A 24,100-nucleotide genomic window follows, 5' to 3' on the forward strand; every position below is an offset into this window, starting at 1 on the left:
AACAAATAGTTAAAAATAATTGATACTGGAGATCGTTCCTATGTTAAAAAAAATTGCATTAGCTGCGTTGTTAGCCGCTGGTTCATCTGTGGCAATGGCTGATAATGATGTCGGTTGTGGCGCTGGTACACAAATTTGGGCAGGTAAAAAAGGTGTTGCACCTAAAATTCTTGCTGCGACAACCAATGGTATTTTTACGAACCAATTATTAGGTATTACTTTTGGTACTTTAGGATGCCGTCAAGGGGGTACTGTAACCGCACAAGTGGTGACATTTACCAATGAAAATGCTGAAGCCTTAGCGCGTGATATGGCAGTTGGCCAAGGCGAAAGCTTAAATGTGCTTGCTGAATTAATGCAAATTAAATCCAATGATAAAGCACGTTTCTTTGCTGTATCTAAAGCCAATTTTGCGCAAATTTATTCAAGTAAAAATACAAATTCACTGCAAGTTCTAGATGCTTTACAAGGTGTGATGGCAAAAGACGCCGTGCTTAAAGCATACGTTTAATTTGCTGCATGATAAAACCCTGTCCCGATGGCAGGGTTTTCTTATACCGATTCCTATTATTTTTAAAATTGCGATTGAATGAAATTAGCTACTTTTGCGCTTGCGTTTTTGTCGTGCCACTTTGCACATGCCACGGTTGAATCCGATGTACAGAAATATTTAGACCTTGCTCAACAAAAACAATTAGACCGGCACATCACATGGCAACGGTTGATGTATGCCGATCACAAACAAAACAGTGAAGTGGATTATGCAGGGTATTTTTACGCTAAAGATGGAAAAACAAATTTAAACAGCGAATTACAGGCAGATATTCAAGCTTTGTTTCTGGAAGCTGCAGATAATCAATCGATTCGATGTAAATTCCCAGCCCGTAGCCGTTGGTTGGTGCAGCAACTTCAAATTGATGCTCAACAGCTTCCCCAAGTGAATTGTGCTGAATTTGAGGACTGGATTAACCAGATCAAGCCGTATAAGGCCACCCTGATTTATGCTACCGACTTTATGGGCAATCCAAGTTCCATGTTTGGGCATACTTTATTGCGCCTGGACCCTAAAGATCAGAAGCAGCTCAATCTGGTCTCTTATGCAGTGAACTATGCTGCTACAGTGAAAGGGGAAGATAACTGGTCTTATGCATGGAAGGGCTTAACCGGACAGTATCCGGGTGAATATTCATTGATGCCGTACTACCGTAAAGTCAAAGAATATGGTGACTTTGAAAGCCGAGATTTGTGGGAATATGAACTTAATCTGACACCGCAAGAAACCCGCTTTCTGGTCGAGCATATCTGGGAAATGCAGCACGTCAGTTTTCCCTACTATTTCGTCAGCGATAATTGTGCTTATCGTTTGCTTGGCTTGATTGATCTAGTACGGCCACATTTAAACTTAAAACAACAGTTCAATTATGCAGCGATTCCGATTGAAACCTTAAAAGCGGTCGATCAACAAAATCTGGTCAAAGAAGTGGTCTACCGTCCAGCACTGGAAACCCAGTTACTTGCTCAAGCCAAACAGCATGGTAGCCCTTTAGCCAAGGCCGCTCATCAAGTTGCTTTCATCGAAATGGATAAAGCTCAAGCTGTGTTAAAACCATATCAGCCACAAGATCAGGCCAAAATTCTTGAAATGGCTTATGACGATTTATATCTGCAATATATTAGCCACCAAGTCGATGCAGATTTTGCCCAGCCACAATTACGTCAGTTACTTGCTCAACGTAGTCAGATTGATGTACCTAAACAGCGTCAGGAACCGATCCGACCGGAAAAGCAGCCTGTAGAAGGGCATCATGCACGTAATTTATCGCTCAATATGGGAGAAATCCAAGGGCAAAAGTTTGTTGAGCTGGGGCATCGTCAGGCCTATCATGACTTGATTGATCCACAAGCAGGCTATCGCACAGGTACTCAATTACTGTTTCTGGATGGCAGCCTGCAATATCGTGATGACAAGCTTAAACTTGAGCATCTGGATCTGTTATCGGTCAACTCATATAACCCGATTCAGCCTTTTAAATCGCCCTTAAGCTGGGGTTTTAATCTAGGCTGGAAACAGGAAAGCATTGAGAAAGGCCAATTTAGTGAAGACCAACAACATGGTGTGATGAATCTGAATATGCAGGTGGGTTACAGTTTGTCGGATTATGATCGTCGACATTTATGCTATGCCCAGTTACAAAGTCATATTCAAGGTGGAAAGGCCTTAGATAAGGGTTGGCGTGTTGGCGCGGGGCCTACAGTCGGGTGTATGAATTTATGGTCAGACAAGATCAACAGCGTGGTACAGGTGGAATTGCCGTATTGGCAAGATTTAAGTCAGTGGAATCTAAGAGTGGGTACCCAACTGCAATATCGTTTAAGTGCAAATGATGCTATGCGTTTCAATTGGGATTTTGAGCAGCAGGATCATCAAGACTGGAATAAAATTGGCGTGGGATATGTACGGTTTTTCTAATGATGTATCATATTGATCTAACTGATGAATTTGAGAAATTACAACAATGCCTTGAAGCGCTAAACGGCGTGGTTTCTGATATACAGAACTGGAGAGTGCCACAGCCAGGTTGTTTAGATCACTGGCATAGCGTTAAAGAGCAAATCATTGAATATAAACAGAACAAATCTTTATTTTTTGATCCCTATCCCTCAGCAACTATCGATATTTATCAATTATTAGAACTGGAAATCTATTTTAAAAATTTCTGTCTCGAGATCACTTATCTGATTCGCCTTGGCTATGACCTTGGCCTGGAAGCTCACCAAATCCGCGATATTTATCAGTCTGTCTATGCATTCTGGCTGGCTTATGCTGATTTACTTTCCTTGATTCAACAGCAGGGACATTCGACTGGTATTACTGCGATTCAACTCACCACTGACTATGCACATGCCTTGTTATTACTTTGCTGTGCAATCTGTTATGGAGATGAAACCGACATTGTAAAAATAATAGATGGGTTACTGGGTTATCCTTCAGATTGTTTAATTGATCTGATCAGTTACCCTTACCTTGAGCTGGAATCAATTAGTCCTGATTACGCGGTGAATTATCCATTTCAACAGCTCGATCAGCTCCTGAATACACGTGTAGATGCTTCAAGCGTAGGGGAGTATTTAGAGCAGATCGAGCGGGACCAGCAACAAGGTAAGTATTGGTCAAAGAAGTTTTTTCATCAAATTGAATTATTTGGAAAGTGGCGTTTTGAGGCCTTAATTCTATGTAAACTTTATCAAATCGACCTAGATGAAATGAAGCAATATCAGAGTTTTCCTGACGTATTTTTAGATCAAAGTTAATGATCAGACTTCTACAATCACATAGTATTTTTTCACAGCTTCCACCACTTCAAATGTTCCGACGAATGCAGGTGGAATAATGCCTGCTTGGCCAGCAGCCACTTCAATAAAGGAATTGGTTTTTGCATCATGAATGCGCACCATGCCTTCAATGATCTGAAAGAATTCTTGCTTGTTTTCAGCAAATTGAATCTTCCATGCACCGACTTCGCAGTGCCAGATGCCACAGTCCATCTGCGGATGTTGATACAGGCCATAGGTGAGCCGTTCAGGATTACCCTGAACCAGACGATCTGGCCGAGGATAATCAATGCTGGCTTCATTTTTTAAAAGACCGAAACCGGCGAGCTGAATGGATGACATATGCAGTACTCGTATTAATAGCTTTCTGGCACAGCGCTCAAGAACTCGCGACGCGTGTCTTTGTCAGTTTTAAAGTCACCGATAAAAGAAACCGTACGCGTAGTCGATTCTTGCTTGCCCACACCACGCATCATCATGCACATATGTGCAGAGTCAATCACTACAGCAACACCACGGGCCTGAGTCACCTGAGCAACGGCTTCGGCAATCTGCTGGGTCAGGTTTTCCTGAACTTGTAAGCGACGTGCAAACATTTCAGTAATACGTGCAAATTTTGATAGACCCAGTACCTGACCCTCAGGTAAATAGGCGATATGCACACGGCCATAAAATGGCAATAAATGGTGTTCGCAAAGCGAATAAAATTCGATATTTTTAACCAATACCATTTCATGGTTATCGGAAGGGAAGAGTGCGCTATTCGTAACTTCTTCAAGCGTTTTGCTATAACCAGAAGTCAAAAAAGAAAAAGCTTTCGCCGCACGCATCGGTGTATCTTGTAAGCCCGGGCGATTCAGGTCTTCACCAACGGCAGTTAAGATATTTGCGTACGATTGCTGCATAGACATAACAATGTTCACTTAGGTGGGTTGAACAAAAACGGCAATTGTATCAGAAAACGATTAAAAATCTTAATTTTGATATAAAGGCCGATTACTGTTTGAATTTAGGGTTCTTTTCAGCACGTTTCAGCAAGACCAAAACTGCTCCTGTACCCCCCTGATTTTCAGGTGCGCTGACAAAAGCCAATACATCACGGTGTTGTCTGAGCCAGCCGTTGACATAGGTTTTTAAAATCGCTTCGGGGCCTTTACCGTGCACGATCTTGATGACATTCTGGTTTTCGTCTTTTGCCATTTGAATGATTTGCAGAACCGCTGCACGCGCCTGTTCAACAGTACAACCATGTAGATCCACTGCTTCAAACCAACGGATTTTACCGGCTTTTAAGTCTTCAAATACTTTGTGCTGTAAGGTAGCGATGCGATAGCTTAAAGCAGCCTGACTTGCAACCGGGTTCAAGATCGCTTGGGTATCCGAAATTTCGGTCAGCTCTTGCTCGGCACCACCTTCTGCCCCAGCACGTTTCGCCAGCGTTTGGGCATCAACTTTTTTGCTACGCGTCACTTTGGTATCGGCAATATTGTTATTGTCGATGGGTTTGACCCCAAGCAGGGCTTTTTTAAACAGTTCTGTATCTTCCAGCTCTTCAGCAGCTTGAGCTTTTTTTGATTCGGCTTGCTTCGCAATCGCGCTGGATTGAGGATTAGAGATTTGCTTTTTAAAGGCTTTCAGTAAATTAAACTGATCTTTAGAAAGCGATGAATCATGTTTACTCATAATTTTAGAACAATAGGCAAGATACCAGAGAGGTGTGAAATTATAGTCTGAAACCGAGATAATTTGAACCGATTGTATGCATGGTCACTGTATCAGTTAAAAAGATAAATCGTAAAACCATTCTAAACCCTCAATATAATATTTTTGTGCTATCACCCTGTAAGCTAATGTCCCTCAAGGATGATAATAAGAAAGCGCTCTTTGGGCAAAAAAAGCGATATCCTGATCTGATATCGCATCTGCAGTAATGAAAACCCGATAAAATATAGGTGCGGCGGCGAGCTCAAAAAAATCACGAACCTGTGTTGAAGCGGATAATTCACCTCGCTGAATAGCTCGGTCAATCAAGGGTTTTGCTAACATGAAACGCTCTTCCCAAAAATGTTTCCTTGCTGTTTGCACCTGTTCATCCGGATGGCTTAAGCTTGCTTTTAGAAGGTTGAGGGTAAAGGGGCTAGATAGGCTGATCACAATATTCTTTAAAAATAAACAGAGATCCTTAAGCGTATCGCCTGTATCGGGTAACGCCACATCGGCTTTGATTCGTGTGGATACTACATCCAGAATCAGTTCAATTTTAGTTGGCCAACGGCGATAAATCGTTGTTTTATTGACCTGTGCCAATTTTGCAATATCTGGTATTTCAATATTTTCGTAATCTGTTGTTAGTAATAATTGATAAGTTGCCTGATGTATTGCTGTCACCATTCTTTCAGCACGTCCTCCGGGACGTCTTTGTTTTTTAACTTCTGATTCTGTATTTGGCATCTGACCATTCATCCAAAACTGCATATAATTCTTTATACAACCCACTAAAGCAACTATAGTTGCTTTAGTGGGTTGTATAAAGGGTGATTCTTCAATGTATTCTAACATTCATGTTTATATAAACGGTCAGCACATAGCAAATGCCGCGATTCTTAAATGGGAAAAGCGACGGGCTCATCTGGTATTAAAAAAACTGGGAGTCAGCCCTAACAGCAATGATTTAATTGTGCTCAGACAGCTTTTACTTAAAAGAAAGAGCGAACTGGGGCAAGAGGGAATTAAAGCACGTCTGAAAAATGAGTTAAGAATTTCAGATTTTTTTGCGGATTTGATTGCCCGTTTATCATTTGGTTATCGTCGATTAAGTGTGACTGAAATATTGGTAGAAAACGCGCGAGCTGAGCAGTTTGTAGAATGGTTTGAAACGTGTACTAAAGAGAATGATGAAGACGCGATGCTGGCTGGCACGCCTGATCATTACCTTATTTCAACGGCGCATGGTGTTCAGGAAGTGATTGAAACCAATGGCGGTTCACCTTTAGCAGCCCATTTCTATATCGACTACAAAAACTTATCCAGCTTACGTTCTGATATTGATCCAGACTTTCCTTTGCAAATCGCAGGTGTTGCAAGATCACGTCATGGGTTGGCTATTGGTGGAGTTCGACATCAATTTCGGAACGAGGGGAATGGTTTTAGGGCAAAATTAACCGTTGAATATCCTTTGTTGATTTTGCCAACCGTTATTTCAGGACATCAATGGCATCTGGCAAATGAGTTTTCTAACTGGATCAGTAGTGCATTTGGATGGTCATTGAGTGAGAAAAAGTAGTCCACTTATTCTTTTTATACATAGAGAGATCGAGGCTCAAGGTAGAATTTTACCTTGAGCCTGATTTACTTAAATTTGCACAGGTTGTCCAAATAATTCATTAAACGCCTGATCTGGCCGAGGCTGTTTCATAAAGCTTTCTCCGACTAGGAAAGTATGAATGTCATTGGCTTGCATCATGTCTACATCAGCAGGTGTAGCGATGCCACTTTCAGTGACCAAGATACGAGAAGCAGGCAATAATTTCTTTAAACGCAATGAGGTATTTAAATCCACATCAAAGGTTTTAAGATTGCGGTTGTTGACACCCAAAATACATTGATCAGACAGCTTTAAAGCACGTTCTAATTCATATTCATCATGCACTTCAACCAACACATCCAGCTGTTGCTCAAAGGCCGTTTTCGACATTTCTTCCAGCTGTTGATCAGATAGGCAGGCCACGATCAATAAAATACAATCGGCTTGTAAAGCACGTGCTTCAACCACGTTATAAGGATCAATCAAGAAGTCTTTACGTAAAGCTGGCAGGGCACAATGCTGACGGGCAATGGCAATATTTTCATCGGCGCCCTGAAAGAAATCCACATCGGTCAATACCGATAAACACGCAGCACCTGCCTGTTCATACTGCTGGGCAATTTCTGCCGGATTGAAATCCGCCCGAATCACACCTTTAGACGGCGATGCTTTTTTAATTTCGGCAATCACAGCCGGGCGTTTATGTTGCAAGGCCTTAGCAAAACCACGCACAGGGGTTGCCTCTTTTGCCCATTGTTCAACATCATGCAAGCTACGTTGTTTTAAACGTGTTGCCAGCTCCTCATGTTTGCGGTCAACAATTTTACCTAAAATGGTATTTTGAATATCGATCATGAGAAGTCCTTAGTCTGCCTGATATTGTTTCAACGTTTTGGTAAATTCAGCCAAGATACTCATTTTTTCGAGTGCTTGTCCGCCATAAAGAATATCCTGAGCCAGCTCAACCGCTTGTTTATAGGTTTTGGTAATCCCTGCAACGTAAATTCCTGCACCTGCATTCAGTGCAATCATATTTGCTGCTTTTTCGCCAATCTCTGATTTATCACGGCTTAATGCATCTTTAATCAGTTTTAAGCTTTCTTCTGAACTGTTGACCACTAGACCTGACAAGGTTTGAGAAGGAATACCGACATCATCCGGATTGAGTGTCCATTCGGTCACTTCACCATCTTTCAGTTCAGCAACAGTGGTTGGTGCAGCCAGACTGATTTCATCCAGACCATCTTTAGAGTGCACCACCAGAACATGTACTGCACCCAGCTGTTTTAATACTTCGGCAATTGGGCGACATAATTCATCGGAGAAGACACCAATTACAAAGCGGTTGACCCCCGCCGGATTGGTCAATGGTCCAAGCAAGTTGAAAATACTGCGAATCCCCAATTCACGACGGGGTGTTGCGGCATATTTCATGGCTTTGTGATGATTCGGTGCAAACAGGAAACCGACGCCAATTTCACGAATACAGCGTTCGGTTTGTTGCATGTCCAGGTCAAGATGGATACCGGCCTGTTCAAGCAGGTCTGAAGAACCTGATTTGCTCGACACCCCACGGTTACCATGTTTGGCAATGGTTGCACCAGCGGCAGCAATCACAAAGCTTGACGCGGTAGAAACGTTAAACAGGTTTTGGCCGTCACCCCCCGTACCTACGATATCCACCAGATGAGGCAGATCACTGACATCGATCTTGATGGCAAATTCACGCATGATCCGTGCAGCCGCCGTCATTTCATCGATACTTTCACCTTTCATGCGCAGACCCATCATCAGCGCACCAATCTGGGCTTCAGTTGCTTCGCCTTGCATGATGCTACGCATGACATCTTCCATTTGAGACTGGGTCAGATGAATGTTTTTGGTAATGTGGTTCAGCGCCTGTTGGATATTCATAGTCATGAGTTATAGCATTAATGATTGAAATTTTGGGTGAGGTCAGTTGTCTGGGTGGATTGGCTTTTTGTGATCCATGATTCACAAGTTGTGAGCTATGTTATCAGAAAATAAACAAAGATTTTTGTTGTTCGATCAGAGTTTTAAAAAAATTGCTGGTTTACCAATCCAGTATGTTGCGTTCACTCCAATTTTTTATGGAAAAAGGCTTTAATTTATTCTGAGTTTTTATGATAAGGAATTAACCTTTTGGTATATCTTAATCCTACATATCACTAGAAAAAATGAGTATAAATCAAATAAATAAAAGTGGATATATTAGGTCGGTCTTCATTTTATGCATCCATAAATATGTATCTAAATTACTTGAAATATCTTGGGGCTGTGAAAAACAAAGGTTGTTTTGTTTTTGTCTTTTTTGCATGCCTTCATCCATTAGAAAGCTATGCTGAGACCAATGTAGAAAAACCACAAACCCAGACGACGTCGGATAAAGTGGTACGTGTTGCAGTGACAGGTTCACGTATTTCCAAAGCTCAAAAAGATGGTCCGACCAGTGTGACGGTGATTACCGCGGCCGATATTGAAAAACACGGCTATAGCAATGCTTTCGACGCATTAAATAACCTGACCCAAAATACCGGCTTTGTACAAGGGGCTGACTATGGCAATACCTTTACGCCTGCTGCCAATGCGATCAGTTTACGCGGATTAGGACCGAACCATACCTTGACCTTGATTAACGGGCATCGTGTTGCTGACTATCCTGTACCTTATGATGGTGCGGTCAATTTTGTCAATTTAGCCAATATTCCCACGGCGATTATTGATCGGATTGAGATCTTAAATGGTGGTGCTTCCGCGATTTATGGATCGGATGCGATTGCGGGAGTCGTGAATATTATCCTGAAAAAGAAAACCGATGGCACACAATTCAATATCAAGGCAGGTGGGACCAAAGAAGGTGGGGAGAACCTACGCCTACAACTGAGTGGCAGTAAAACACTGGATAAGCTCAATCTGGTATACGGACTTGAGCTGAGTGGACGCGAACCGATCTGGGCAGCAGACCGGGACTTTATGACCAGCCGAACCCGTCGGGGAGAAAAGCCAGACACGATTGTTGGGCGTAAAAATGCCAACACTGGCCAGTATCTTTCTATTGGTGGGTGTGACGCATTTGATGGACTATTTAAAGGTTCAGTAAAAAATATCGGAAAAGCAGGTGTAGATAACTGTGCCAGTGGTCTGGCACGACCAACCTACTGGACAGTGCAGACCAAGAATCGCAGCCAGAATGGCTATCTCGGTCTGGATTATGAACTCAATGAGAAAACTCAATTATTCGCAGATGTTTTGATTGGGGCCAATCAAATTGAAAACAATACCCGTGGACCGACATGGACATCTTTAGGTGCAAGTAGTGGCTATTTCCTCAATCAAGACACAGGAAATTATGAAATCTGGACGCGACGTTTTGCGCCAGAAGAACTAGGTGGCGTTGAGCAAGCCAATAAAAAATGGAAGGAACTCTCCTCCAATTTAAACTTTGGTATCCGTGGCGATATTGGGGACAGCAGTTGGAGCTATGAAGCAGCCTATAATGGCTCGATTTATACCAGTCAATTACGCAAACAAGGTCTGGTCCGTTCAAATGTTGATGAATATTTCTTAGGCCGGCAATTGGGGACAGATGCCGATGGCATTCCGATATATTCACCGCATTTAGATCGTATCAGTCGACCACTGAGCGCCAGTGAATTTAGAGCTATTTCAGGCACGACTGAGGAAAATGATAAGTCATGGGCACAAAGTTTAACCCTGAGTGCAAATGGCGACGTGTTTGAATTACCTGCCGGAACTGCCAAGCTTGCGGCAGTGGCAGAAATTGGTCGTCAAGGTTTTTCTATTAAACCGGATAAAGCGCTGGAAAATGGTGAATTTTATAATGCGACGTCCAGTGGTGAATATGGTGGGGCACGTACCCGTCAAGCCTTGGGTGCAGAGTTGTTCTTACCTTTAGCCAAGCCATTAAATTTAACCTTATCTGGACGTTACGACCGCTATGCCTTGTCAGATAATAGTATTGATAAGTTCACCTTCGGTTCGGGACTAGAATTTAGGCCCCATCCAACCTTATTGGTTCGTGGTAACTACGCGACCAGTTTCCGCGCTCCAGATATGAATTATCTGTTTTTAAATAAACAGAAGGGATATTTTCCAAGTACCACCGATTATTTACGTTGCAGTCAAACAGGCCAGCCTTTAGACAAATGTAGTTTTAAAGATTATTCGCCGGGTGCCAATTACACCTTAACAGGCAATAAAGATCTAAAACCTGAAGAGGGTAAATCTTATGGGGCAGGTTTCGTCTGGTCACCAAGTAATAAATTTGACCTCTCTGTCGACTACTGGGATATCAAAATTGATAATCTGGTGACCAATCTCAGTCCAGATAAAATTCTACGTCAAGAAGCTGCGTGTCGTTTAGGTACGCAAGATATCAATTCTGCGCCATGTATTGATGCATTAGCACGAGTTGAGCGCAACCCTGCAAATGCCGTGGTTGATCCAAATGTGATCAACAATATCAACATTGTTCCGATCAATGCGGCCTCAGACCATACCCGCGGGATTGATTTCACCAGTAAATGGCGCTGGAAAACAGAGCGTCTGGGTAACTTCTTATGGACTGTGAATTATAGCCGTGTGCTTGAACGTGAATATCAACAGTCCAAAGATGGCGAGAAAGATAACTATTTAAAAGATTTGACCATTCCAGATTGGCGCGACCGCTTTAATACCAGTCTGGGCTGGAGTCGTGGTGATTGGTCATCAACGGTGCTCGTCAATCGTTATGGCAAGATTCCAAACGGTAATCAAACGGCTTATCTAAGCCCGACTTATCTAGTGAACTGGAGTGGAAGCTATCAAATCTCACCTCAAGCCTCTGCATCAATCATTGTGAATAACCTGTTTGACAAAGTGAAACACGATGACACAGGCGGCTGGCCATATTATCCAGTAGGATCTTATTCACCATTCGGCCGTCAGGCTTGGCTGGAGTTTAACTACAAATTCTAACAACGATGTACGGATGCAGCGAAGTGGTACAGCATTTGCTGCATCTTTTTATTTTAAAAACTACAGAGGACAGATCTCCTATGTTGGTCAAACCTTCATTTAAAAAACAATTGCTACTGACAACATTACTTTCTTTATCTGCTACACAGATTTTTGCATCAAACAGCAATGAACAGATTCCTATCGGCAAATTACCTGAATGGGCCATACCTGAATCTTATGATCTGGATTTTAAAATTGACCCAGCACAAAAAAGCTATACTGGTAAAACCACCATTCATTTAAAGCTGACCCAAGCTACCGATCATGTCTGGCTTCATGGTAAATCTTTGTCGGTAAAAGATGCCTATATCCTATCGGCAGCTGGGCAGAAAACCACGGCCAAATATGAGCAGGCTTCAGAAGTCGATGGAGTGAGTATAATTAAATTTGCCAAGGCTGTACCTGCAGGTCAGTACAGCTTGGTACTGGATTTTAATGCCGATTATGACCAGCAACTGGATGGTATTTATAAAATTGAATTTGAGGGTAAACCTTATGTCATGACTCAAATGGAAGCGATCAGTGCACGTCAATCTTTTCCTTCATTTGATGAACCACGTTTTAAAACACCCTTTAACATTCGTTTAACCATTCCAAGTAAATACTCGGGCTTCGCCAATACCACTCAGGTTGCTGAACAGACCGAAAAATCAGGTTGGAAAACCCTTAGCTTTGCTCCAACAAAACCCTTACCAACCTATTTACTGGCACTGGCAGTTGGACCATGGCAAGTACAAAAAGGCCCTGATATTGGTGCAACAGCATGGCGTAAAGAAACGATCAAATTACGTGGACTTGCACCCGATGGCAAGGCTGAAAAAATGCAGCATGCCTTATCTGAAACGCCAGCAATTTTAACAACATTAGAAGATTATTTTGCCTTTGGGTATCCGTTCGACAAGCTGGACTTACTTGCTGCACCTGACTTTGCTGCTGGGGCGATGGAGAATCCGGGACTGATCACCTTCAGAGATTATCTGATGCTGCTGGATAAAGACTCTCCTGTGTCATTTGTACAAAGTTCATTTAATGTCAATGCACATGAATTGGCGCATCAATGGTTCGGGGATGTGGTGACCATGCCGTGGTGGGATGACCTGTGGTTGAATGAATCTTTTGCGACGTGGATGCAAAGTAAAATCACTCAACAATTGCACCCTGAATTTAATGCAAATCTGGAACGCGTCGTTGATACTGCGGGTGCCATGAAAAGCGATAGTCTGGTCAGTGTACGCCGTATCCGCCAGCCGATTTTAAGCAATGCTGATATTCAAACTGCTTTTGACGGGATCACCTATCAAAAAGGCGCAGCGGTTTTAAATATGTTCGAAAGCTATCTCGGAGAACAAAAATTTAAACAAGGGGTGCGCAATTATATTAAAAAGCATCAATATGGCAGCGCTACAGCCAATGATTTAATCAGCGCGTTAGCAGAGCAGTCGGGTCAAGGCGAGCGCTTTGCCAAGGCGATGAAAAGTTTTATTGATCAACCGGGCGTACCTTTGCTGAATACCTCTTTACAACAACAAGGGAACAAAGTCTTTTTAAATGTGCAGCAAACGCGTTATCTCCCTGTCGGTTCTAAAGGTGATGCCAATAGTCTTTGGGGCGTTCCTTTATGTGTACGTTACGAGGTACCGAATGCCTCAAGTAAAATTCAGTGTGAGTTGATTGATCAGGCCCATGCCAAAATTGAGCTCAAAGGCGCAACCGTGAATAGCTGGTATATTCCGAATGCCGGTGCGGCAGGTTATTACCAGTTCAGTTTGCCGGCAAAAGAGTTGGCACGTTTAACTGCTGCGACAGGGAAATTATCCAACAGCGAACAATTGGCCTATGCCTATGCCGTTTCGGCAGCGTTTAATCATGGTGATATTAATTTATTGGCAGTGGTGGATGTCGCCAAGAAATTCGCTGCTTCAGACAGTCGTCAAATCAGTACTGCATTATTCCCGCAATTGAGCACGATTCATCGCCATGTGTTAAAAACCGCGGCGGAACGTGAACATTTTAGAAAAGTACTCACGAATTTATATCTGCCAAAGTTGAAGCAATTGGGCTATACCAGTAAATCAGGTGAGTCTGCCGAAGACAGTTTATGGCGGAGTGAATTGGCGCAGTTCCTTGCACTGGATATTCAGGTACCAGAAGTACGCCAACAACTGTTAAAGCAATCGGATACTTTATTTGAACAGACACAACTGAACTTTGCCCAGCTTACGCCAGAGTTATTGCCGGCGATTCTGGCAGTCCGTGTGCAAGAAAAGGGCAAGCCTGCGTTTGATCGTTTAGCTGGAGAATTACAACGTGTCACCCAACCGACACAACGTCTGGCCATCCTGTCTGCTTTAGGTTCAGCCAACCAGACTGAAACACGTCCATTGGCACAGCAACTGGTTTTAGATCCGCGGGTGAAAGTCGGTGAAGTACGTACCGTGATTAACGCCATCAATAACTATGGCGGAGAGCAAGGCGGTTTATGGGCATGGTTTGAGGACAATCATGAGGCTGTGTTTGATCGCTTGGGCAAGTCTTCTGCTGGACGTTTTCCGGCCTTGTTTAGTGGCGCGGCATGTACGCAACAGGAAGCAACACAGCTCAACACTTTCTTTGCACCACGCACCAAAGAGCTGGTTGGAGTCGAACGCGGTTTGAATCAGACCAAAGAGCGGATTCAACTGTGTGAATCCTTAGTTGCAAAACAGGATGGTTCAATCGTGCAGCAATTGAAGTTGTAATTTACTCGTCATAAAAAAAGCCAACTATGAAAAGTTGGCTTTTCTATTTTCAGGATAATTTAGGCATCATCCGCAGCGTCAGGATTTCTGACCCCCAATAACTGACTGGTTGCTGTACCCGCCGTCATTGAACCGTTCACATTTAATGCGGTACGGCCCATATCAATCAATGGCTCGATTGAAATCAGTAAAGCTACCAAGGTAATCGGTAAACCCATCGCAGGCAGTACAATTAAAGCCGCGAAAGTTGCACCGCCACCCACACCAGCAACACCGATTGAACTCAGTGTGACCACAACCACCAGTTGGGCAATCCATAAGGGATCAAGTGGATTGATACCGACCGTAGGTGCAACCATGACAGCAAGCATCGCCGGGTATAAACCTGCACAACCATTTTGACCAATCGTCGCGCCAAATGAAGCCGAGAAGCTGGCAATGCCTTCGGGTACACCCAATTGCTTGGTTTGTGCTTCAATATTTAGTGGAATGCTGGCAGCACTTGAACGGCTAATAAAGGCAAAGCTCAATACCGGAAAGACTTTCTTGAAAAAATCGACCGGATTGATGCGTACGAAGACCAGAATCAGTGCGTGAACCAGGAACATGATCGCAAGACCAAGATAAGAGGCCACCAGAAACTCGCCAAGTTTTACGATATCGGCAAGATTCGCAGTGGCAACCATTTTGGCCATCAATGCCAGCACGCCATAAGGTGTAAATTGCATCACCAGACGCACAAGGCTAATCACCAAAGCTTGTAAGGCTTCAATGCCATGTTTGATTCTTTCACCGTTAACCTTATCTTTATCCATCAGCTTTAAAGCGGCAACACCTAAAAATGCAGAGAAGATGACCACACTGATGATTGCCGTTGGGCGAGCACCGGTTAAATCTGCAAACGGATTTTGCGGGAATAAAGAAAGTAACAGTTTAGGGATGTCCAAGTCGGCGACCTGTCCAATATATTGGCTCTGAATGGCGGCTAAACGCGCTGTTTCCTTGGTCCCTTGAACCAGACCTTCTGCGGTTAAACCAAACAGGTTGGTAATAGTGGCGCCTACGAGCGCAGCAATCGCCGTTGTCGCTAACAGGATACCAATGACCAGAACACTAATTTTTCCAAGGGATGTGGTTTGATGTAATTTCACCACCGCACTTAAAATTGAAACGAAAATCAGCGGCATGATCACCATCTGTAACAGTTGGATATAACCATTACCGACCAGGTTGAACCATGCGACTGAGTGTTCAATGATCTGAACGTCACCATAAATGGTTTTGAGCGCCAGGCCGTAAATGATACCCACCACCATACCGATCAGAACTTTCTTGGAAAGGCTCCAATCTTTTCGGTAGGAAAAGAACAATCCGGCCATAAGCAGGACAAAAATAATAATATTCAATAAAACCAAGGTATTCACTATAGGTTGTCCTGATTGATATTTCAGGGGGATGCTAAAAAATAATGGCATAGATTCTACCATCCAGCTGCCCTGAAACTTAATCATTCCTATGACTATAGTTAATCTAAAAAAGTAAAAAGGGAGTTGTTTAATCTGAAATCCCGTCGCAGCTTTACTTTTTATAATCTGTGAAAAGTGGATTAATTATTGAAAAAGAATGATTTGTGTTAATGGTATAGCCCATTGTTTAATTTTAAAGCTTAAAAAACAGGCAGTTTGTATAAGTTGTATATTGTTTTTATATGTTCAAAATAAAAACAGCCTATTGGGAAGCAATAAGCTGTTTACAGGCCGAAATAGGAAATCACGTTTGGGTTTTTAAGCATACTGCTCTAGAAAGTTCTTAAAAATCTGATGTCCATGTTCGCTTAAAATTGATTCGGGATGAAACTGGACACCTTCCACAGCAAGCGTTTTATGCTTAACACCCATAATTTCTTCAATCGTGCCATCTGCCTGATTGGTCCAGCAAGTGAGCTCCAGACATTCTGGTAGTGTTTCCTGCTCAATGACCAAGGAGTGATAACGTGTCGCTGCGAATGGAGAAGGGAGGTTGCTAAAAATTCCCTTGTCGGTATGGTACATGTCGGATAAGCGACCATGCATCACGGTTTTCGCACGAATAATGTTGCCGCCGAACGCCTGTCCAATGGCTTGATGACCTAAGCACACACCCAGTAAAGGAATTTTTCCTGCAAAGTGATTTATCGCTGGAATAGAAATTCCTGCTTCACTTGGCGAACATGGCCCCGGTCCAATCACTAAATATTTTGGCTGCCATCGTTCAATATCCTCTAATGAGACTTGGTCATTGCGAACTACTTTTACGTCCTGATTTAACTCGCCAAAATACTGGACGATGTTATAGGTAAAAGAGTCGTAATTGTCGATCATTAGAAGCATTTTAGGATTAACTCACTAATAAGTAGAAGGAATGTATTTCAAAGTTTAAATTGTACTCACAATTATACTCAATATTGAAAAAGTACCTTTATTTGATCAAATAAAAAGCCGCTTTCTCAGCGGCTAATATAACAAAAAATGAAGTGGCCAGTTTAACTATTTCATTCATTACAACTTTGCAGAAAAAAGCTTTAACGGGGGGCACATATGATTGTTCACAGAGATCACGACAATCAAGGCAGAATCAGCTTTTCTTTAGACATAAAAAAACATTCTGCCTCGGTCATGGAAGAAGATTAAATCTTACGGGTGTTATCAATCAGCCAGCCTAAAACCTCTCCAGAGAGATGTTTGGCTAGTCTTTCTTGAACGGTTTGATGGTAGCGATTTATCCAGTCTTTCTCTTCCTGCGTGAGCATATCTACCACGACGCAATCTAAATGGATGGGGCAAAGGGTGAGTGTTTCAAACTCTAAAAATTCACCGTAGGTTTTTTCAAAGCCAGCATGCAGCCGGTTTGCAACCAGATTCTCGATGCGAATGCCGTATTTCCCTTCATGATAGAGCCCAGGTTCGTTGGAGATAATCATGCCTTCACGCAATTTGCTATAGGCATGTATTGGCGCATAATAAGAAAGCACTTGCGGTCCTTCATGAACGTTCAGCGCAAAACCTACACCGTGTCCTGTGCCATGGCGATAATCCAGACCATGCTGCCATAAAGTCTGACGACAAATTGAATCAAGGAGCGGTGCAGCTAAACCTTCTGGGTAAATGCTTTTTGCCAAAGCAATATGACATTTTAAAACCAGCGTATAGTCACGTTTTTGTTGTTCTGTTGGTGTCCCAACGGGAACAACGCGGGTGATATCCGTGGTGCCATCGATGTACTGCCCGCCAGAGTCAATCAGTAATAGACCATCACCTTCGATGAATGAGTAGTGTTCTGGCGTTGCACGGTAGTGAGGCAATGCACCATTGGCATTAAAGCCTGCAATCGTCGCAAAACTTGGCCCTATAAAGCCGTCTTGTTGAGCTCGGAAGGCAGTAATTTTCTCATCAATGGTCAGTTCTGAAATGTTCTCCTGACGATCAAGAGCTTTTTCTAACCAGTGGAAGAAATGACAAAGGGCAACCCCATCTTTAAGCATGGCATGGCGGATATGCGCAATTTCGCTTTCATGCTTACGCGATTTAAAAAGTGTACTTGGGTTGATGTCGTAGACAACCTGAATATCCTTTGCGATCGCTTGTTCATGGTGAATCGATACTTTGGCTGGATCTAACAGGACAGATGCATCAGAAATATTGGCTAAAAACCGAGCTGTGTCCTGGTAGTTCCGAATTTCAATACCATCAGCTTTGAATGCCTCTTGTGTGCTTAGATCTACCTTATTGCGATCAACAAATACAACAGCCTGTTGAGCACTGATATATAGGTGTGAAAGGAATACCGGGTTGTACTCTACATCTTGACCACGTGCATTTAAGACCCAGGCAATATCATCTAGAGATGAAATGAAATGTCCTTCAATCGCCTTAGTGTCTAAAGTTTCCCGTATTGCCTGGATTTTTTCGTTACGGGATAGAGCATTTAAGCCTGCAGGCATTAAATGGATTTTTTCTGAGGGCAGTTCTGGACGATTAGACCAGATTAAGCCAATTAAATCTTGCTGTGTTTCAAGTTTAAAGTCGCGTTGTTTTGACGTATTTTGCAATGCCTTAAACTGCTGAATTGAAAGCGTTTGTCCATTCACTGAAATGACCGAACCAGGCTGTAGATTTTTCTCCATCCAGGCAAGATGTGTCGAAGATTCATCACTGGTCAGTTTTTGTAATTGGAAGCCGGTTCCAGCGAGTTGTTGTTCGGCTTGTACCCAATAACGCCCATCAGCCCAGAGTCCTGCAAAGTTTTGGGTCACAACTAAAGTGCCGACAGAACCACTAAAACCGCTTAACCACTGCCTTGCTTTCCAGTAGTCAGGTAAATATTCTGACATATGCGGATCTGCACTCATGACAACCAAAGCATCAACATGTTGATTGTTCATGAGTTTACGAAGTTGAACCAGTTTTTCTGGCACAGTTAAGTTGTTCATATGGTTTCCAAATCAGGTTGAACTTTGCTGGTACTTTTGCCCATTAATTTGTTCATTGGTTTCTTTAATAAAAATAACACGATTGCACCAATAACCAAGGCCAATACGCAGCGCATAAACAGGGTGGGTAAATTTTCGATAGCATCTGCGGCGACCTGTCCACCAATCAAGCCTGCCATGAGGTTGCCTAAAGCAGAACCGGTGAACCATAGGCCCATAATTTGTCCACGAATAACATTGGGTGCAAGTTTGGTCATGGTCGATAAACCGATCGGGCTGAGGCAAAGTTCTCCCAAAGTCAGCAGCAATACAGCACCCACTAACCAAAATGGTGAGACCAGACCATCGCTAATGGCAAAATGACTCGCCAGTGACATCAGTAAAAAGCCGCTTGCTGCCAGTAAAAGTGCAATAATAAATTTTGAAATATAACTTGGGTCTTTGTTCGATTTGCCCAGTCTTGCCCACAGCCATGCAGCAATTGGCGCAAAAATAATAATAAAGAGGGCATTAATCGACTGGAACCATACGGTTGGAATCTCAAAACCTAAAATATTGCGATTGGTATAATCCTGAGCAAATAAATTAAATGAAGTTGGCTTTTGCTCAAAAGCGGACCAAAAAAGGGCAGACGTGATCAAGAGCACAAAACAAATCATAATTTTAAATTTGTCGTTTTGGTCTAAATTAAGGAAAAGCAGCAAATAAGCAAAATAGGCAATAATTCCTATACCAATCCCTACAGTTAAATAGGTCGCGACAGCGACAGGGTTGATGTGAATGATGCCCAAGAATGTTAGAACAATAACGACTGCAACTGTGAATAAAAAGCCAAATACAATTTTAGCTGCATTTTTATTTTCTACCACCGGTTTGCTACAGCTATTGTTTTCCTGACGTAGCGCGTTAAAAGTTTCGAGCTGGGGAATTGCCCTAAAACGGAAAATGAATAAGGCAATCAGCATCCCGAGGCCACCGATACCAAAGCCTAAATGCCAGCCATGATCTTTGACCAAAAGCCCTATAATCAGCGGGGCAATAAATGACCCCATATTAATGCCCATATAGAAAATGGAAAAGCCTGCATCACGTCTTGCATCCTGGGCTTTATATAAGGTTCCAACAATCACCGAAATACATGTTTTAAACAGGCCGGAACCTAAAACAATCAGTACTAAACCTAAATAAAAGAAAGACTGATCAAATACAGGGCTAAGGGCAATCGAAAGATGACCCAAGGCAATAATAATAGAACCATACCAGACAGCACGTGCTTGACCTAACCAGTTATCTGCAATCCATCCACCAAAAACGGTCATTAAATACATGGAACCTGCAAACAATCCGACAATCGCTGCGGCAGTGGGTCGATCAAGGCCCAGACCACCATCATTGACCATGGCAATCATATAAAGGATCAGTAAAGGTCGGATACCATAATAGGAAAACCTTTCCCAAAGTTCTGTGAAAAAAAGCGTTTGTAAAGGTTTGGGATGTCCAAAAAAAGCTTTATCCGCTCGTTCAAAGTCATATTTCATTAATCAAATCCTTGAATGATTTTAAGTTTTTATAAACATAACTTTGAGTTTGTTTATTAATAATAAAAATTTATGTATACGATTTTTAGTTTTTTCTAATTGTAAAAGCAAGTTTGGCCTGTATAAAAAAAGTGAATGAAAAAGAACATGAATAGTAAAATTTGCTTTCGGTTCAGTAACGACAAGCCTAAGCTAACAGGTTTGAGACGCTGGTCAAACAGCGATTAAATCGCGTACCTCATAACAAAAATCCATAAAAATGAAAAATAGTGATTAGACTTTTAATTAAGAATGCCGCTCATGAATGAATAAGCGAATAAAAAAATTTAAGTTCTTGAAATAAACTCAAAAAATGCATTGAACAAGCGGTTATAAAAGATGTGATTATTTTTCGGGTTATCCGATAAGAATCTCAGCATTCTATATAAGAAAGTATTATGATCTTGAACAGCTGTTTGAAATTGATGCAGTGGATTATAACAGTGCAACAATTTTGCACCAAATAAGGGCAATAATGAGCTATTTAAATATGCCATAATTTGAAAATGTGTGAATATGGTGCATTTACACAAGCAAACAGTATAATGCGTTCAAGACAAGGAATCTAAATCACGATTACTTATAAGTAATTCAATGTTTTAGGTATGCTTTAAAATTGTTGGTATGATAATTGCTAATTATACATCAACACCTAACACGCACTTAACAAGTGCATAAAAATTTCATTGGAGCAAATGAGCATGGCGAACAAGGTCCTTCAACTCATCAAAGAAAGTGGCGCAAAATGGGTCGATTTTCGCTTTACTGATACCAAGGGTAAAGAGCAGCACGTAACTTACCCAGCTGATACCATTGATGAAGATACCTTTGAAGATGGTAAAATGTTTGATGGTTCTTCAATTGCTGGCTGGAAAGGCATTGAAGCTTCTGACATGATCTTACGTCCAGATGCTGAAACCGGTTTCCTTGACCCGTTCTTTGCTGAACCGACTGTTGTGGTGACTTGTGACGTTATCGAGCCATCAACTGGTCAAGGTTACGAGCGTGACCCACGTTCAATTGCTCGTCGCGCTGAAGAATATTTGAAATCTACAGGAATTGGTGATACTGCATTCTTTGGTCCAGAACCAGAATTCTTCGTTTTTGACGAAGTGAAATGGGATATCGACATGTCTGGCGCGCGCCACACATTGATCGCTGAAGAAGCGGCTTGGTCGACTGGTAAAGATTATGAAGCAGGTAACTCAGGCCACCGTCCACGTGTGAAAGGTGGTTACTTCCCAGTTCCTCCTGTTGATTCTTCACAAGACATGCGTGCTGACATGTGTGCAAAAATTGAAGACATCATGGGCCCAGGTCGTGTAGAAGTACATCACCACGAAGTTGCATCTTGCCAGTTAGAAATTGGTGTGAGCTTCAATACTCTTGTTCGTAAAGCTGACGAAGTTCAACAGTTCAAATATGCTGTTTGGAACGTTGCACATCAATATGCAAAAACAGCAACCTTTATGCCTAAACCAATGGTAGGCGATAACGGTTCTGGTATGCACGTGCATATGTCAATCTCTAAAGATGGCAAGAACCTGTTTGCTGGTGATGAATATGCCGGTTTATCAGAAATGGCATTGTTCTTTATCGGTGGTGTAATCAAGCACGCTCGTGCATTGAATGCAATTACAAATCCTTCTACAAACTCGTATAAGCGTTTGGTTCCACATTTTGAAGCACCAATTATGCTTGCTTACTCAGCACGTAACCGTTCTGCTTCGATCCGTATTCCTTACGTTTCTAGCCCGAAAGGCAAGCGTATTGAAGCACGTTTCCCAGATCCAATGATGAACCCGTACTTAGGTTTCGCGGCGTTGTTGATGGCTGGTCTTGACGGTATCCAAAACAAGATTCACCCAGGTGAAGCTGCTGATAAGAACTTATATGATCTTCCTCCTGAAGAAGAAGCAAAAATCCCAACCGTTGCTCACAGCTTGGATATGGCACTTGAAGCACTTCAAAATGACCATGAGTTCCTGTTGAAAGGTGGTGTGTTCACTAAAGAAATGCTTGATGCATATATCGAACTTAAAACTGAAGATGTACGTCGTCTTAACACGACGACTCACCCAGTTGAATTTGATATGTACTACAGCCTGTAATACATCACTGATTCAAAAAAAGCTCGCTTCGGCGAGCTTTTTTTATGTTTTTGGTTCGGTTGAAAGTCGTACTCTTTTTCGTGAGAAATTAATGTAAACTAATCGCGTTGTTTTTAGTGAGCCAAGCATGCGAAATTTACGACCAAACAGAATAAAAGGAAAAGAGCTTCCTGCAGTATTAAAAAAATGGTTGTATGCATCGGGATCACTGACCCAACAATTGACCGATTTAGGGCAAGGTCAATTTCATGTTGAACGTATCAAAGAGCATTATCAGCGAATGACTTTGAATGATAGTCAGTGGATGAAAATGCCGCCCCAGCATGTGGCATGGGTGCGAGAAACCCATCTTTATGGCAGCGAAGAGCAGGCCTGGGTAAAAGCAAAAAGTATTTTTCCAATCTTAAGCCTGCAAAAAAAGGCGAGATTATTTCAGCATATTGGTAACAAACCGATTGGCTGGTTTCTGTTTCACAGAACCAGTCCAGCTTGTGAGAGACGGGTCATTTATCTGGAAGAAGGATGGACACGTCAGAGTTGTTATACTTGGCATGGTTGTAAATTTATCGTGCAGGAAACGTTTTTACCCGCATTTGAACAGTTTATTCAACAGCATTGACGCTAAGGATTATCATGGAAACAGTGCAGCACACGACTTGGCGACAACGTTTAGAGGCTTATTACTACCTTTGTCGTTTTGATAAGCCGATTGGCACAGAGCTGGTATTTTGGCCAACCATGTGGGCGTTATGGATTGCATCCAAAGGAATCCCTGATCTTAAAATCCTGTTTGTGATGATTTTAGGTGTCATTTTTATGCGTGCAGCAGGCTGTGCCATTAATGATTTTGCTGATCGTAAGGTAGATGCACATGTTGAGCGGACCAAAACACGTCCTTTAGCAACAGGAGTGATCCGTGCTAGAGAGGCTGTCTTTGTTTTTCTAACTTTGGTGCTGGCAAGTGCTGCCTTGTTATTTTTTCTGCCGATTGAATCATTTTATTGGTCTTTTGGGGCTTTATTCCTGGCGTTTATCTATCCTTTTATGAAGCGCTATACCAATTTACCGCAAGTATTTTTAGGTGCAGCATTCTCGTGGTCAATTCCAATGGCGTATACGGCTGTTGGGCAAACGCCTGATTTAACCTGCTGGTTACTTTATTTTGGTAATCTGGCCTGGACAGTGGCCTACGATACCCAATATGCGATTACCGATCGTGAATATGACTTAAAGATTGGGGTGAAATCGACGGCTATTTTATTTGGTCGCTATGATATCCAGATTATCGGTTTGCTTCAGTTGATGAGTTTGATCTTGATTGGCAGTGCCTTATATCTCGAAAATCTTTTGTTGCCTTTTGGCTTGATTGCCTTGGGTATTGTTGCCGTTGATTTTATTTATCAGGCGATGAAAACCAAAGATCGGGATCCACACATCTGTTTTTGGGCATTCCGTCACAATCGTTGGGTCGGGTTGATTATATTTATTGGAATTTTTTTAGAATTAGTAGCTTAATCTGACTGTATAGT

At 42.3% G+C, this 24,100-nt stretch carries 18 protein-coding genes and 1 pseudogene; 9 read left to right on the top strand and 10 right to left on the bottom strand.

The genetic code is table 11. The features are described from left to right. Positions 1 to 40 precede the first annotated feature (40 nt). From ACNQO6_RS11145 to ACNQO6_RS11155, 3 genes are all read left to right on the top strand, one after another. Positions 41 to 511, top strand: a complete 471-nt coding sequence (locus ACNQO6_RS11145; protein WP_440208993.1) for a DUF3015 family protein — start codon at positions 41 to 43, stop codon at positions 509 to 511. Between the two features lie 78 nt (positions 512 to 589). Continuing rightward, a complete protein-coding gene (locus ACNQO6_RS11150; RefSeq protein ID WP_440208994.1) occupies positions 590 to 2,470 on the top strand; it encodes an Lnb N-terminal periplasmic domain-containing protein in 1,881 nt (626 codons plus the stop codon). Next, positions 2,470 to 3,312, top strand: a complete 843-nt coding sequence (locus ACNQO6_RS11155; RefSeq protein WP_440208995.1) for a PoNe immunity protein domain-containing protein — start codon at positions 2,470 to 2,472, stop codon at positions 3,310 to 3,312. The genes ACNQO6_RS11150 and ACNQO6_RS11155 overlap by 1 nt, the downstream gene beginning before the upstream one ends. Before the next feature lie 3 nt (positions 3,313 to 3,315). Here ACNQO6_RS11155 and ACNQO6_RS11160 read toward each other — a convergent pair whose 3' ends face one another. From ACNQO6_RS11160 to ACNQO6_RS11175, 4 genes are all read right to left on the bottom strand, one after another. Next, the gene (locus ACNQO6_RS11160; RefSeq protein ID WP_440208996.1) at positions 3,316 to 3,675 is read right to left on the bottom strand and encodes a cupin domain-containing protein; all 360 of its coding nucleotides are present in this window, start codon (positions 3,673 to 3,675) and stop codon (positions 3,316 to 3,318) included. 14 nt (positions 3,676 to 3,689) lie between these two features. Next, positions 3,690 to 4,238, bottom strand: coding sequence for a GTP cyclohydrolase I FolE (gene folE, locus ACNQO6_RS11165; RefSeq protein ID WP_171062185.1), 549 nt, complete (start codon positions 4,236 to 4,238; stop codon positions 3,690 to 3,692). 91 nt (positions 4,239 to 4,329) lie between these two features. Next, the gene (locus tag ACNQO6_RS11170) at positions 4,330 to 5,016 is read right to left on the bottom strand and encodes a Smr/MutS family protein (protein WP_440208997.1); all 687 of its coding nucleotides are present in this window, start codon (positions 5,014 to 5,016) and stop codon (positions 4,330 to 4,332) included. Positions 5,017 to 5,190: 174 nt separating this feature from the next. Next, the gene (locus ACNQO6_RS11175) at positions 5,191 to 5,784 is read right to left on the bottom strand and encodes a TetR/AcrR family transcriptional regulator C-terminal ligand-binding domain-containing protein (protein WP_440208998.1); all 594 of its coding nucleotides are present in this window, start codon (positions 5,782 to 5,784) and stop codon (positions 5,191 to 5,193) included. 94 nt (positions 5,785 to 5,878) lie between these two features. On the opposite strand from ACNQO6_RS11175, the gene ACNQO6_RS11180 reads away from it, so the two are divergent. Beyond that, positions 5,879 to 6,616, top strand: coding sequence for a hypothetical protein (locus ACNQO6_RS11180; protein ID WP_440208999.1), 738 nt, complete (start codon positions 5,879 to 5,881; stop codon positions 6,614 to 6,616). Positions 6,617 to 6,685: 69 nt separating this feature from the next. On the opposite strand, the gene trpC is transcribed toward ACNQO6_RS11180, so the two are convergent. Continuing rightward, on the bottom strand, positions 6,686 to 7,492 hold the full coding sequence (gene trpC, locus ACNQO6_RS11185) for an indole-3-glycerol phosphate synthase TrpC (protein WP_440209000.1): 807 nt from the start codon (positions 7,490 to 7,492) through the stop codon (positions 6,686 to 6,688). 9 nt (positions 7,493 to 7,501) lie between these two features. After that, entirely contained in the window at positions 7,502 to 8,551 is a 1,050-nt protein-coding gene (trpD, locus tag ACNQO6_RS11190) for an anthranilate phosphoribosyltransferase (RefSeq protein ID WP_440209135.1), read from the bottom strand. 351 nt (positions 8,552 to 8,902) lie between these two features. Here trpD and ACNQO6_RS11195 point away from each other — a divergent pair, with 351 nt between their 5' ends. Together ACNQO6_RS11195 and ACNQO6_RS11200 are read left to right on the top strand one after the other, a co-directional pair. After that, the gene (locus ACNQO6_RS11195) at positions 8,903 to 11,635 is read left to right on the top strand and encodes a TonB-dependent receptor plug domain-containing protein (RefSeq protein WP_440209001.1); all 2,733 of its coding nucleotides are present in this window, start codon (positions 8,903 to 8,905) and stop codon (positions 11,633 to 11,635) included. A gap of 13 nt (positions 11,636 to 11,648) precedes the next feature. After that, positions 11,649 to 14,415 (top strand): annotated as a pseudogene (locus ACNQO6_RS11200) (M1 family metallopeptidase). Between the two features lie 59 nt (positions 14,416 to 14,474). Here ACNQO6_RS11200 and ACNQO6_RS11205 read toward each other — a convergent pair. From ACNQO6_RS11205 to ACNQO6_RS11220, 4 genes are all read right to left on the bottom strand, one after another. Beyond that, complete coding sequence (locus ACNQO6_RS11205; protein WP_440209002.1) at positions 14,475 to 15,839, bottom strand: L-cystine transporter; 1,365 nt, start codon at positions 15,837 to 15,839, stop codon at positions 14,475 to 14,477. Positions 15,840 to 16,199: 360 nt separating this feature from the next. Further along, positions 16,200 to 16,784, bottom strand: a complete 585-nt coding sequence (locus tag ACNQO6_RS11210) for an anthranilate synthase component II (RefSeq protein WP_202740705.1) — start codon at positions 16,782 to 16,784, stop codon at positions 16,200 to 16,202. A gap of 296 nt (positions 16,785 to 17,080) precedes the next feature. After that, complete coding sequence (locus ACNQO6_RS11215; protein WP_440209003.1) at positions 17,081 to 18,883, bottom strand: aminopeptidase P family protein; 1,803 nt, start codon at positions 18,881 to 18,883, stop codon at positions 17,081 to 17,083. Next, positions 18,880 to 20,421, bottom strand: coding sequence for a peptide MFS transporter (locus tag ACNQO6_RS11220; protein WP_440209004.1), 1,542 nt, complete (start codon positions 20,419 to 20,421; stop codon positions 18,880 to 18,882). The genes ACNQO6_RS11215 and ACNQO6_RS11220 overlap by 4 nt, the downstream gene beginning before the upstream one ends. 734 nt (positions 20,422 to 21,155) lie before the next feature. Between ACNQO6_RS11220 and glnA the strand changes: the two genes are divergently transcribed. From glnA to ubiA, 3 genes are all read left to right on the top strand, one after another. Beyond that, a complete protein-coding gene (gene glnA / locus ACNQO6_RS11225) occupies positions 21,156 to 22,571 on the top strand; it encodes a type I glutamate--ammonia ligase (RefSeq protein ID WP_171067993.1) in 1,416 nt (471 codons plus the stop codon). Positions 22,572 to 22,698: 127 nt separating this feature from the next. Next, a complete protein-coding gene (locus ACNQO6_RS11230; protein ID WP_202740702.1) occupies positions 22,699 to 23,190 on the top strand; it encodes a chorismate--pyruvate lyase family protein in 492 nt (163 codons plus the stop codon). A gap of 14 nt (positions 23,191 to 23,204) precedes the next feature. Next, positions 23,205 to 24,086 (top strand): 4-hydroxybenzoate octaprenyltransferase, encoded by an 882-nt coding sequence (gene ubiA / locus ACNQO6_RS11235; RefSeq protein ID WP_440209005.1) that lies wholly within the window; start codon positions 23,205 to 23,207, stop codon positions 24,084 to 24,086. The last annotated feature ends 14 nt before the right edge of the window (positions 24,087 to 24,100 follow it).

This window comes from Acinetobacter calcoaceticus, from assembly GCF_051947995.1.
GTDB lineage: Bacteria > Pseudomonadota > Gammaproteobacteria > Pseudomonadales > Moraxellaceae > Acinetobacter.